This window comes from Pseudoalteromonas phenolica, from assembly GCF_044788725.1.
In the GTDB taxonomy this organism is placed as follows: domain Bacteria; phylum Pseudomonadota; class Gammaproteobacteria; order Enterobacterales; family Alteromonadaceae; genus Pseudoalteromonas; species Pseudoalteromonas phenolica_C.
This window is the reverse complement of record NZ_CP173161.1, coordinates 1,341,199-1,355,080: the sequence shown is the minus strand read 5'-3', so window position 1 is coordinate 1,355,080 and position 13,882 is coordinate 1,341,199. Positions and strand designations below refer to the sequence as shown.

The 13,882-nt window shown below is 43.4% G+C and carries 8 protein-coding genes; 2 read left to right on the top strand and 6 right to left on the bottom strand.

The window, feature by feature from the left end; genetic code table 11:
* Nucleotides 1-67: 67 nt before the first annotated feature.
* Nucleotides 68-1,042 carry a DUF1852 domain-containing protein gene (locus tag ACH784_RS06310; protein WP_404394287.1) on the bottom strand — a complete coding sequence of 325 codons (975 nt, stop codon included), beginning with the start codon at nt 1,040-1,042 and terminating at the stop codon, nt 68-70.
* A gap of 481 nt (nt 1,043-1,523) precedes the next feature.
* Between ACH784_RS06310 and ACH784_RS06305 the strand changes: the two genes are divergently transcribed.
* Complete coding sequence (locus tag ACH784_RS06305; protein ID WP_404394285.1) at nt 1,524-2,333, top strand: sulfite exporter TauE/SafE family protein; 810 nt, start codon at nt 1,524-1,526, stop codon at nt 2,331-2,333.
* A gap of 106 nt (nt 2,334-2,439) precedes the next feature.
* On the top strand, nt 2,440-3,114 hold the full coding sequence (gene mutH, locus ACH784_RS06300) for a DNA mismatch repair endonuclease MutH (protein WP_404394283.1): 675 nt from the start codon (nt 2,440-2,442) through the stop codon (nt 3,112-3,114).
* 6 nt (nt 3,115-3,120) lie between these two features.
* Here the strand turns inward: mutH and ACH784_RS06295 are convergent, their stop codons facing one another.
* The 5 genes from ACH784_RS06295 to ACH784_RS06275 form a co-directional block, all read right to left on the bottom strand.
* The gene (locus tag ACH784_RS06295) at nt 3,121-4,128 is read right to left on the bottom strand and encodes a glucokinase (protein ID WP_404394280.1); all 1,008 of its coding nucleotides are present in this window, start codon (nt 4,126-4,128) and stop codon (nt 3,121-3,123) included.
* A 2-nt stretch (nt 4,129-4,130) separates the two neighbouring features.
* Complete coding sequence (locus ACH784_RS06290; RefSeq protein ID WP_404394278.1) at nt 4,131-6,677, bottom strand: glycoside hydrolase family 3 protein; 2,547 nt, start codon at nt 6,675-6,677, stop codon at nt 4,131-4,133.
* Between the two features lie 4 nt (nt 6,678-6,681).
* Nucleotides 6,682-7,929 carry a sugar MFS transporter gene (locus ACH784_RS06285; RefSeq protein WP_404394276.1) on the bottom strand — a complete coding sequence of 416 codons (1,248 nt, stop codon included), beginning with the start codon at nt 7,927-7,929 and terminating at the stop codon, nt 6,682-6,684.
* A gap of 126 nt (nt 7,930-8,055) precedes the next feature.
* A complete protein-coding gene (locus ACH784_RS06280; RefSeq protein WP_404394273.1) occupies nt 8,056-11,013 on the bottom strand; it encodes a TonB-dependent receptor in 2,958 nt (985 codons plus the stop codon).
* Between the two features lie 66 nt (nt 11,014-11,079).
* Nucleotides 11,080-13,740, bottom strand: coding sequence for a family 16 glycosylhydrolase (locus ACH784_RS06275; RefSeq protein ID WP_404394271.1), 2,661 nt, complete (start codon nt 13,738-13,740; stop codon nt 11,080-11,082).
* Between the last annotated feature and the right edge of the window lie 142 nt (nt 13,741-13,882).

The window sequence follows — 13,882 nt, the reverse complement described above, 5'->3', positions numbered from 1 at the left end:
CTTTTCTAAGATGATTAAGCACTCGACCTTACCTATGTGTAAGGCCGTTTTCGAAGGCAACTGATAATTAAGCGAAGTTTGCCGACCACTGCGCCAGAATATTTTGGTAAGGCTTTATAAAATACTCTTCAGCAAACTTACCTTGCTCTTTGGCTAAACGGCTACGCTCTTCACGGTCATAAATAATTTGTGTAAGAGAGTGATCTAGGTTTTTCAAATTCGGCTTATAAACCTTGCCTGCAACCGCATGCGCGTTATAAATCTCTGGGCGATAGATCTTTTGGAACGTCTCCATGGTGCTAATGGTGCTTATAAGCTCTAAGTTGCTGTAGTCGTTTAATAAGTCACCGAAGAAGTAAAATGCAAAAGGCGCAACACTGTTTGGTGGCATAAAGTAGCGCACTTGTAAGCCCATCTTTTGGAAATATTGCTCGGTCAGTGACGACTCATTCGGTAAATATTCAAAACCTAACACTGGGTGCTGGTTTTCTGTACGACGATAAGTCTTGTTATCTGACACTGATAAACAGATCACAGGTGGCTTTTTGAAGTTGTTTTTATAAGTCTGTGAATTAACAAAATACTGGAATAACTTGCCGTGCAGATCGCCAAAGTCTTCAGGAATGCTAAATTGCGGCTTGTCTTTATTGTGGTCTAAAAGCAGCACGCTAAAGTCGTAGTCACGTACATAAGACGAGAAGTTGTTGCCCACAATACCTTCAATGCGCTCGTTGGTTTGTTTGTCCAAAATGTAGGTTTTCAGCACCTCAATCGACGGGAATGCCTCATCACTTCCTGTGATATCCATATCTACTGACACAATCTCTAACTCAACAGCATAACGGTCGGCATTTGGGTTATCCCAATGAGCAAGGGCGTTAAAACGGCTGTCGATCATGGTTAAGGCATTACGTAAATTTGCCTGACGACTCTCACCACGAGCTAAATTGGCAAAGTTCGTCGTGATACGTGTGCTGGTTGATGGCTCGTAATGTTCATCAAGGCGCTGCGTTTTAATGTTGAAGTTAAAATCGTGACTCATGTGTTTTGTATCCTTTTTACTGAGATAAATTGCTGCTCCCTTTACTTACCTAGCCTTTACTGAATATCTAAGTAAATCATGCTTATCTTGTACAAACTTAAAAACAACCTACTAAGGAATACTTAAATTCGTTTGGTCTTGCGTTCGGAGCCCTATTAGTTATACGGATCCTGCAACTTGAAGAAAAACGGTTTAATTTCACTTAAAACTTGAGTTTGATTCACGTTACTGAGGTCATGCTTGCCCGTATTGAATAATGAAAAGCCAGATTAATGACAAAACCGCAATAGAAATCTAGACGTCTAAATAAAATTCATTCCTATATCTATTTCTTTCATACAAAACATGAGGATTTTTCAGTAGTTATCTCCCACTTAACAATAACAAGCCGTTAAGATGTTGATATACTCGCGAGCGGTCTAGATGTCTATTTATCGAACGCATCTCAGCAAAGCGTTAATTTCAATGAAGAGAAAACGGAATGAGTGAGTTAATACTATTGGTGTTGTACTGTGCATTACTTGGCAGTGTTGTGGGCTTTTTAGCGGGGTTATTAGGTATTGGTGGCGGTTTAGTCATAGTGCCAATATTGAGTATTATTTTACTGCATTTTGAAGTGCTACCAACTGAGCAAGTGGTTGTTGCAGCCATTGCGACTTCTTTAGCTTCTATTCTATTCACCTCGACCTCTTCGGCTATTGCGCATCATAAAAATGGTAACGTGCCATGGGAATTAGCTCCTTGGATCATGACAGGTGTCGCCCTTGGTGCCCTTATTAGCGGTTTTATGGCTGCACTTCTACCTGAACACATTGTCAGAATTGTATTTGCAGTGAGTGTTGTACTTATTGCACTAAAAATGTTCTTAAGCAGTAAAACCGACACCCCAAGCGAGCGTACTTTACCGAACAAAGGGGTTTTAACCATTTTAACCACCATCACTGGAGGCCTCTCGGCCATGATAGGTATTGGCGGTGGCGCACTTTTAGTACCGCTATTAAGCTTTTTCTCGGTCGATATGAAAAAAGCCATTGGCTGTGCCTCTGCTTGCGGCATCGTTATCGCCCTATTTGGCTCAATTGGTTATATCAGCTCAGGCAGCAGTCATTTTGCACTGGCTGATGGCTTTGCGGGTTTTGTGTATTTACCTGCACTACTTGGCATTGTTTGCACATCTTGGTTTACCGCGCCCTTAGGTGCCAAAGCCACACACCATCTACCCGTGGCCACTATCAAGAAATTCTTCTCATTTTTGCTGGTCGCCATGGCTGCAAACATGATGTTGAGTTAACTATTACCTAAGGATAATTGCACTACCAAGCTAATCTAACTTTGCTTGGTAGCCGCCCACGCGCTCATTCGTTACAATATCGGTGATTTTGTAACGAGAGCTCACCATGCTAAAACCTTCGCCGCCACTTACCATTAATGAACTCATGCAACGCGTTGAGCAAATTGCAGGGCTGACCTTAGGCGAAATAGCAGCAGAGTTTAACTTTAAAACACCAGAGCATTTATTGCGTGAAAAAGGCTGGCAAGGTCAATTATTAGAATATGTGTTGGGTGCCACAGCGGGCTCAAAACCTGTACCAGACTTTGAGCACTTAGGCATCGAGCTTAAAACCATACCGATTGGCTTTAACGGCAAACCACTCGAAACGACTTATGTATCGGTTGTTCCGCTAACTAACCTGACGGGTATGACTTGGCAATCGAGTACCGTAAAGAAGAAGCTCACCCATGTTTTATGGCTGCCCATTTTAGCTGAAAAAACCATTCAACCCATAGATAGAACCATAGGTTCGGGATTTTTATGGCAACCAAGCTTGGCACAAGAGCAGCAATTACAAAGAGACTGGGAAGAGCAAATGGAACTAATTGCACTTGGCCGCATAGATGAAATATCTGGCCATTTAGGTGAGGTGATGCAAATTAGACCAAAAGCCGCGAACAGCAAAGCGTTAACCGATGTCATTGGGCCAAACGGAACAATGACGCAAACTTTGCCACGCGGCTATTATTTAAAAATTCCGTTTACTACACAGATCCTAACAGAACAGTTTGGCCTTTAAGCTCAGCTAGTTTATTTCCTGATTCAAAAATACAGCTGCGCCTAACAAACCCGGTTGTGGCTCTGTGATCACAAACACTGGCGTCTGCTCTGCAATATGAGAGAGACGCCCTTTTGCAATAAATCGCTCGCCAAAGTCACCTTGTTTTAAAAACTCGATGAACCTAGGAACAATACCACCAGCTATATACACCCCACCAAAACTACTATTAAGTAATGCAAGATTGCCAGCAAAACTGCCTAACACTTTACAAAACTGTTGCAGTGCTAAGCGAGATAGCGTGCAACTTCCTGAAATCGCGTTGTGAGAAATCTCAGCCGCACTCAAAGTAGTTTTCTGTACCGTGGTATGACGTCCTTCTATGGCATTTTGGTAATCTATAATCGCGCTATAAATTTGCTCTAACCCATAGCCTGATAATAGCTGCTCATAAGAGATCCGTGGTTTTCTGCCATCGAGATAGTTGAATATGATCAAGTCCAGCTCATCTACCGGTGCGAAATCTATATGCCCACCTTCTGAGTTAATACAATGCCAAAAATGATTGCTATGCAGTGTGACCGGTGTAAGGGTGGCTACCCCAAGCCCTGTACCTGGCCCACAAATAGAAATAGTGCTGTTTGCTCTGCCCTCTTGTGGCCCTCGGATATGGCACTTTTGCTCATCATTTAAAAAAGGCACTGACATCGCGATGGCTTTGTAGTCATTAATTAAATACAAGCTTTGTAAGCCCAACTCAGCCTTGAGCGCAGTTTGCGAAAACGCCCAAGGCAAGTTTGTCATTGAGATCCAGTCTTCATCGGTCGGACAGGCAATCGCAAGACAAGCATGTAAAGACTTACCTGCGATTTCTTGCTCAGCAATATACAACTTAAGCACATCTGACAGTTCAGCAAAGTCAGCACATTTATAGGTGCTGACATGCGATAACTGATTATCTTTCGTTGCTTGCGCAATGCGGATATTGGTACCGCCAATATCCGCCACCAGCCTAATGCTTTGTAAATGTTCCATAATTACTCACATTTAATTGTTGCTGATTTGCCTTGGCCCGGTGCAAAGTGAATATCACTAAACGATAAGTTCGCCTTGCCAGCTGTCGAAATTGAAAATGGCATTACAACTTGACTGTATTTTAAGCCTTGCTTTGCGAAGCAATTTAGATCAATAGATAAAGGCTGCCATTGCGTATCAGGCAATCTATTAATTTGCTCGGTAATCTCTACTTGAGCTCTACAACTACCGGCTTTATCACCTTCGCTTTCACAATGGCTCGAGATAATGACAGGTTTATCGGCAATGCCATCACGCATTAACTCTATAACTAACGCAGAATCACTGGCGTGTAATTGTGAAAGGTCCTCTCTAAACCAACTCTTACTCACAAACTGCATGCCCGCACTTTCTCGACCATTCCATACAAGTTTGAATGCATCTTCTTGAATATGCCTGTCGATAGTGCGGTACTCCAGCCCTGATAACGCAATACTGCTCGACATCACAGCTTGATTATTCGCCCCAGAGAATAAACGCATTTGCCAAGGCGCAAAGGCTTTACCTTTGAAGATTGCACTTACTTCACTGGCACCCGCATCTAATTCAACCGTTTCACTTAAGGTATTTGATAGCACAGACTTGTCGCCGTACTTCAGGCCAAAACCATAAGGCAGCAAGGGCGCATAATCTTCGTCAAAACGATTTACCGGCTTACTTGGGTGACTAGGCCAAGAGAACGATAATTTACCTTTAAAGTCATTTTGCACCTTACCCGCTTTGTCTGTGAGCAGCACATCTGCAACCGCATCGCCTTCAGAGCCTGGTAGCCAAGCAGCAACAAAAGCATCACTGGCATTTAGCTCTGGGTTGACCCAAAGTGGGCGGCCACTGATAAACACCGAAATCACCGGTATACCTTGCGCTTTTAGCTTTTTCAGTAAGGCTAAATCACGTTTATCACCTTGCTGGTATATTAAATTTTCTTTATCACCATGCCCTTCCGCGTATGGCTCTTCACCAAATACCACAATGGCAACATCCGGTTTGTTTTCAAAGCTGCCATCTTCGCTCAGCGTAACCTTGCCACCAGCCGCTTTAATTTGTTCGGCTAAACCATCATAAATTGAAGAGCCTCCTGGGAAGTCGGCATTTTCATTGTTGGTGCCCTGCCAAGTAATTGTCCAACCACCCGATTGCTTGCCAATATTGTTCGCCGCATCGCCCGCAATCAAAATATTCTGCTTAGGTGAAAGAGGCAGCAAGTTATCGTTATTTTTCAGCAATACTAAAGATTCACGAACCGCTTGTTTTGCAATTTCACGGTGCTCTAAGTGGCCAATCAAATCTGTATTATTGGCATATGGACGATTTGCAGGGCTTGCTTTATCGAATAGGCCCGCACGGAATTTCACACGTAAAATACGCGTTACCGCATCGTCAATACGTGACATTGGAATAATACCAGCACGCACTTGCTTAATGGTGTTTTCCATCAAAGGCTTCCATGCATCCGTTGGCACCATGTATACATCAAGACCGGCATTCACCGCTTGCGGACAGTCATGGTTGCTACAACCTGGGATCTGACCATGGCCGTTCCAGTCACCAACCACGAAGCCATCAAAACCCATTTTGCTTTTTAAAACATCGGTAAGCAGGTATTTATTGCCGTGAATTTTCTCACCATTCCAGCTATTGAAAGACGCCATCACAGACTGTGCGCCCGCAGTTAAACCGCCCACATAACCTTGCGAATGAATGTTGAATAAGTCTAACTCTGAGTCAATGTTATTACCTTGGTCGTCGCCTTTTACCGTGCCGCCGTCGCCCACAAAGTGCTTAACCGTACTAATGACTCTATCATCACCTAAGAAGTTATCGCCTTGCGTACCCTGTAAGCCATGAACAATTGCAGCAGCATATTCTTTTACTATTTCAGGGTCTTCAGAATAACCTTCGTAAGTTCGACCCCATCTATCATCGCGAACTGTCGCAACAGTGGGCGCGAACACCCAATCGATACCGGTTGCCATCACTTCTTTTGCGGTCACTTCGGCAATTTTCACAATTAAATCTGGATTATTTGCTGCGCCTAAGCCGATATTGTGCGGGAACAGCGTCGCGCCAATCACATTGTTGTGACCATGAACCGCATCGGTACCCCACATGGTTGGAATATTGATGCCGTCTAATGAATCATCAACCGACGCTTGATACATGGCCTCAGCTAAATCAACCCAATCTTTCACACTGGAATGTTTATTGTTATTTGGAAATGCACCACCGCCATTGAGGTATGAGCCAAAGCCGTAGCGACGCATATCCTCAACTGTAATATCGCGGATCTCAGGTTGGATCATTTGCGCTATTTTTTGCTCTAGCGTCATTTTTGCCAACAGTTCAGCGACTTTACGCTCAATCTCAGGGTCTTTTTTAACTTCAGAGTTAATCGTCGGCCAAATATCTAAGCCTGATTTTTCTACTTGAACATTGTCGTCCTGTTTTGCACACGATGCCAACAACCCTGTGACCATCACTGCAACTAATGATTTCTTTAAACGCTTCATTTTATTACCTCTCAGAAGAGCTGTTTACAGGTTGGTGGCCTTTTAAGCCAAAGTAGCCAATGAACACATAACACAGTGCAGGCAGTAAGAAAGACAGTTGCACGCCGACCACATCGGCAAGCATGCCTTGGAATAATGGCACGATTGCACCGCCAACAATGGCAAGACACAGTAAACCTGCGCCATGACTCGCTGCATCGCCTAATTTATTGATTGCTAGACTGAAGATGGTTGGGAACATAATTGAATTGAATAAGCCCACAGCCAAAATTGACCACTTCGCCACAGCGCCTTCAGACATCACTGCAACCACAAGCAAGACAATGGCCATCACCGCATTGAATGCCAACACTTTACCCGCTGCGATTTTTTGCATCACGACAGCACCGATAAAACGGCCGATCATGGCACCGCCCCAGTAGTAGGCGATTAACTTAGCGGCTTGCGCTTCATTCAAACCTGCAATATTTGGATCATGTAAGAAGTTCACTAAAAAGCTACCGATAGCGACTTCAGCACCCACATATAAAAAGATGCCAATCGCACCAAGTTTAAGGTGGGTATATTTCAATGCGGTTTTAATTGATGGGGTTGATTGTTCACTTTTACCAAGCTCTGGCAGCTTAATAAAGGCGAATATCACAGCTAAAGCCAATAGCGTCAGTGCTAAAAATAAATAAGGCACTTGTACTGCAGTTGCATCAGTTTGCGCAGCTGCATTTGTCTCAGAGAAAATCAACCATGCCCCAAAGAATGGCGCCACTGTTGTACCTAGCGAGTTAAACGCTTGCGTCATAGTCAAACGCGAAGAAGCGGTTTTTGCAGGCCCAAGTGCGCTCACAAATGGGTTTGCTGACACTTGCAACACCGTGATACCTGCAGCCAGTACAAATAGTGCCCCTAAAAATAAGGTATACACGCCCAAAGCAGCTGCAGGATAAAATAAAAAGCACCCAAGACTTGCTATTGCAAGGCCCGTAATTATGCCCTTTTTGAAACCTATTTTACTGACCAAAGTGCCCGCAGGAATAGACACAATAAAATAAGCGCCAAAGAAGCAAAATTGCACTAGAATAGCTTGGGTGTAAGTGAGGGAGAAAGCGTTTTTTAAATAAGGAATTAAAATGTCGTTAAGACAGGTAATAAACCCCCACATAAAGAACAAAGTGGTTAAGGTGATCAACGCAAAAGTATTATTTTGCGGTTGTTCAACCTGATTGTTTGTATCAAAAGTACCTATTGAGCTTGCCATAGTCATATTCCAGCATGCCGAACCCAAAGCGATAACATATAAAAGTTGCTAGCACTTGAGTTTTAATTAATCATGAATGGCTTACCTCTGCTCTAGAGGTAAGCGTTTGTTATGAGTTATAGTGAATTAATTGAACGAGTATCGAACGCCCACCGCATAACGAGGACCATATTCTCTTGCGAATAAGAATTGACGCTCGTAACGACCATAGCCTTGCTCTGTTTCGTTATTTAGGTTTATTCCTTCAAAGAACACAGTGACTTCATCGCTCACGTCATAGTTCACACTCATATCCCACTGACCAAATGCTTTTGCAAATTGCGGCGGATTATCTGAAGACCCTTGATCTTGACCAACACCAATCAGGTATTCATCACGCCATGCGTAAGTGAACTTGATAGATAGGCCATCTTTTTCATAGAAAGCTTGGAAGTTAGCTGAATCGCTTAGACCCGTTAATGGAGTTTGTTGGTCTAAACTATTTACATCGAACTCAACATCACCGTTTACGAAAGTCGCATTAACGCCAACACCAAAGCCTGTTTCACCGATTAGGTGTTGAACAGCAACTTCAATACCATCTACTGACTTAGTATCTGGCGCATTAAATGGGCGCGTGATGTCCCAAATCATCAAAGGATCATCAGCATTTGGCGTGATATAACCTTGCTCGTTTAATGCTGAACCATTCGCTTGTATTTGAGCGAAAATTGCATCATTAGTTGCTTGCTCACCACGTGCTTCAATATCAGAAACAGCTTGGTTCCAACGTGGACCTTTGTAAATATCATTAAAGCCTTCAATCGTAGTCGATACAATTTGACTACCAATAAAGTTCTTAACTGACTTGTCAAAGTAACCAATCGACGCGTAACTGCCCTCACCGTAATAATACTCAAGACTTAAATCAAAGTTTGTCGACTCAAATGGCTGTAAATTAGTATTACCTTCACTTGCATTTCGAGAACCAATTTTTGGACTGCCAGATAGGCTACGTCCACCTGCTAGATCACCTAAAGGTGCACGAGAAATGGTTTTACCCCATGAAATACGTGACACTAACTCTTCAGAAAGTTCAACTTTAATATCTAACATGGGTAATAACACATCATGTTCACCGGTGAGTGTTAAGGTATTATTTTCACCTGGAAGATACTGAGTATGCCATTCACTACCACCTTTCCACCAAACGGCAGTTGGGACTGGTTGGAATACATTACTGGTTACATCTGTTTCTTCGTAACGAACACCGGCATTTAGCTGCACTGGATAATCGGCAACTTCGAATTCCCAAGCGCTCGATAAGTAAATACTGGTTGTTTCTTCACGTACTGAGCCTTTAGAAAAAGTGCCCATATCATGATAGGCCGTCGTGGCAAAGTAATCATCACCACCTAACAGCTCGTTGGTTAAAAACGCTTCTGAGCGGGCAACGACTTCATCAAAATTAAACGTGTAATAATAATGAGGATTTAAATCACTGCCGCCACCTGCAAAGGCATCTAAGAAATCGCTTGTGTCGTGTTTAGTGAACATGCCATCAGGGAACATTTCAGGCCAAGATGGATTAAACAAGAAACCACCAATCAAGCCACTCCAAGCATTAGAGCCACCCATTTCTTGTTCTGTGCGGGCTGCACCAAATTTAATGTTTACAAGACCAATATCGTCGTAATAAACGTCCCAGATACCATCTAATTGAATTTGCTCAACCGTTGCTTTACCTGGTGAATGAATAAATTGGCTAAAGTGCGAATCCATTTCACTTGCTAACAATTCGTTTGTGCCATTTTTCCAAAGGATATTCGCGTGAGGTACTTCACCGGTACGGTAGTCGTACATTTTTGTAATAAGCTGATCTGAGCCTAAAACCAAAGAACCATGACTGCCTAGGCCTTTATCCGCACCATTATCTGTTTCACTCTTTGAGTCATGATAATCAAGGGTAAGCTTTAAAGAATCAGTCGCCTGCCAATCGAAGTTAAAACCGATTGAGCGCTCATTCACTTCTGTCGTTGCACGTGATGCCGTAAACGAGCCATCATTACCGCCAATATCAGCATAAACAACCGTGCCATTTTCATCTAGCTCGTAAGCATTGATGTTACCGCCGTAGTCATTCCACATACCCCAGCCGATAGAGTTCATGCCAGTAACCGCTTTAGTGCCCACATAGTCTAATGTGAATATCATGCTATCGACGGGTGCATATTGGAAAACCACATGACCATTGGTTCTTTCACGCTGGAAATCGCTGATACCGTAGTTCATATCTCGCGGAAAGAAGTGGTTACCAACACGGTTGCCGTCCGCATCTAGTGGGCGAGGGTCGACTACTTTGTCTTCTGCTAGATTACTTGGTAAATCAACGTTGGCTTGCCAACCTTGAATATTGGCACCTTGCTGTTGAAAATCGCGACGATGGTGATTAAATGACACTGCAAAACCAACGGTATCGTCTAAGTATGAATTTGAATAAAGTGCAGAAAACTCTGGCGTGACATCATCACCTGCTTCGTTTGATGAATCATGAATTGCTTTTGCAGAGACAGAGAACTTCTCCTGAGCGCTGCTTAACGGTTTTGCTGTCACAATATTAACTGTAGCACCTAGACCACCTGTTGGGTTGTCAGCTCGCGCGGTTTTATAAACCTCTAATGCAGATACACCACTTGAAGATAAGTTTTCGAAGCTATAAGAACGGGTGTTACCCGTCCCCGGCATTTGACGACCATTTAAGGTCACTAGGTTAAAGTCAGGACCAAAACCTCGCACAGTGATTTGGCTACCTTCACCATTACTACGGCTAACGGCAACACCCGTAATACGCTGTAGTGATTCAGCCAAGTTAGTGTCAGGGAATTTACCCATTTCTTCTGCTGAAATAGCATCAACAACACCCGACATCTCTCGCTTTACATTCATTGAACGCATCAAGCTGCCTTTGATACCCCGTACTTCAATGACTTCGACGTCTTTTTCTTTATCTGCTTCGTTCGCAAACACGTTGGCTGTAAAGCCAGTGCTTAATGCCGCACATACATAAAGTGCGATTTTTGATTGTTGGAATTTATAAGTATTCATAATTACCCTACTATATCTTGCTCAGTGAGGAGCGTGAACAACCACGCTCGACCTTATCGGTTAGTGTTAAAGTGCTTTGATCATCACGTTATCTACGCGATAAACCGCACCCTCTCCCGCTCCCCAAGCAGGGAAAAACATTAAGACATCAATAGCACTGATATCTAAACCAGCATCAGTTAAGTCTTTTAAAGAATAAGTATAGGTTTGCCATTCACCGACCACTGGCGCCTTGCCTTCTTGGCTACCACTTAACGGTAATTCAGCAAAGCTGCTTGCACCAAGAGATTCAATTTTGAATAACCAAGCCGCATCGGCATTATTTGGTGCTGTTACAACTTTTAGCTCAAATTGCACTACGCCCGTTTCAAACAGTGCTGATGCATCAATAAAGTGCTCATCTTCTGCGAATAGGCCTAATACAGTAGGCTCTGCACCCACTTTAAACTCTGCGGTCATGCCATGTGCAGTATCGTCATTTTCAAGCGTTGGCGTAGAGCCGCCACAACAATCCCACAGTGACCATTTTTCTTTCACATCATCGGCGAATAACACATGGCCCATGAACGCATCAGACGCATTTGGATCGTAGATTTTCACATTATCAACACGGTAAATTGCACCGGCACCTTCGCCCCATGCAGGAAAAATCATTAACACATCTATGGCGCTGACATCTAAACCCGCATTCGCTAAGTCAGAGAGTTTGAATGTGTATTTTTGCCACTCACCCGCAACAGGGGCTGTTTGCTCAACACTGGTTGATAAGTCCACTTCGGCAAATGTCGCTGCGCCCACTGACTCAACTTTAAACATCCAAGGTGCTGCAGCATTATCTGGTGCGTTGGTGATCTTCATCTCAAATTCAATCACACCATTTGACAGAATTGACGTTGCATCGAATGGGCTCACAGTACCGCCATCAAGCACATTGTCAGCGCGTGAAATAAAACCCATTACCGTTGGTGCATCACCAATTTTAAATTCAGCAACATTACCGTGCGCATCGTCATCTAGTTCAACAGTAGGTGTTGAACCGCCACAACAATCCCATAGTGGCCAACTTGGATTTTGCTCATTTTCAAATACAGTTAATTTAGGAGATGCGGTATCAGCTGCAATCTTCATATTCGCAACGCGATACTGCGCCCCTTCGCCAGTGCCCCATGCAGGGAAAATCATCACTACATCAATGGCACTTAAATCAAGGCCACCATCTGCTAGTGCTTGAAGAGAAAATTCAAAGGTTTGCCACTGGCCAACAACTGGTTCAGTACCTGATATATTTTGCGAAAGAGGGATTTCAACGGCAGTTGTGCCTTCTGAGCTTTCTAGCTTAAGCATCCAAGTAGACTCTGCATTATTTGGTGCAGTGACGATTTTCATGTCGAAACTTAGTTTGCCTGTTTCAAGCATAGGCGACGCGTCAAATGGAGATGGCTTGCCAGCTTCGTCTGTAATAAAAGCCTCGCGTGTGATAAAGCCATTTACTGTCGGCGCAGCACCCACTACAAACTCAACTACATTGCCTTTCATTTCATCTTCAACAACTAGTGGTGTTGAGCCGCCACAACAATCCCATGCTGGCCAGTTAGGATTAAACGAACCATCAAAAATTGTTAAATTTTGAGCAACGCCAGTTGATGGCGGTGATGGAATGGGTGCTTTACCCTCTACTAGGGCATCGTCCATTGAATCATAGCCTGCACGAACCGTTTCACAGCCTTTGCCTGTCTCAGTATCTTGTTGACACTGATACACACGTACGAAGTCGATTTCGAATGTTTGACCGTTTTCAAATGCACTTGCATCAATGCCTGTTTCATTGACGTTTTCAGGCCAATTTCCACCTACTGCAAAGTTCAGTAACATATGGAATTCTTGGTCGTACGGTGCATTACTGTAGTGAGTCGTTAGTTCACCTGTTACTTGGTCGTAGTATTCAGCAAACCAACCTCGGTGTTTTAAACCAACCGTCTCGCCTTTTGAGTTAGTACGAATTTCAGAGCGACGCTGTGTTGCGTATAAGTAATCGTCTACATACCAACGAATTTCACCTTCTTGCCACTCTATTGCATACGTATGGAATTCATCAGCTGGGTTCACACCATCAGGTAGTTTGTACGCTTTGCCAGAGTTCACATTATCAGGCCAATCTTTACCATAATGCAGCGTGCCATATACATGACTCTCCGGGTTACCATCGGCATCTTTGGCTTTTAAATTTACCGCTTCAACAATGTCGATTTCACCAGATTTTGGCCAACCACCATACACTTCATCAGTAGGAAGTAACCAAAATGCCGGCCAACTGCCTTGCCCGCTAGGTAATTTTGCACGTACCTCAAAGCGGCCATATTTAAAGTCAGCTTTATTTTTCGTTACCATTCGGGCCGATGTGTATGGCTTTTCAGCACCCTCTTCTGCAGGCAGAGCTACAATTTTAAGTGTGCCTTCACTAACAAATGAATTTGCTTCATTGTCTGTGTAACACTGCTTCTCTTCGTTACCACCGCCTAAGCAGTTAACCTCATGGGTCCATTTTTGACTATCGATTGACGACCCATCAAATTCATCACTCCAAACCAGCTTCCAATCACTCACTGGTGCTTGAGGGTTATATTGAGTTGGATCTGTTTTCGTCTCAGCACCACCGCCGCATCCCACTAAGGTAGATACTGCGATTAAGGCACCAACATGTGAAAAATGTTTTGCAACTTTTATCATAATGTGTGTTCCAAATATGCGACTTTGTTGTCATAACAATTCATGAGATCCGTTGTCATTTTTTACCTGAGGTTGGGATAAGAAATAAGATAAACACTTGTTATTAAAATTTTTTACCTTACTTTCTCGTCTAGCCAGAAAG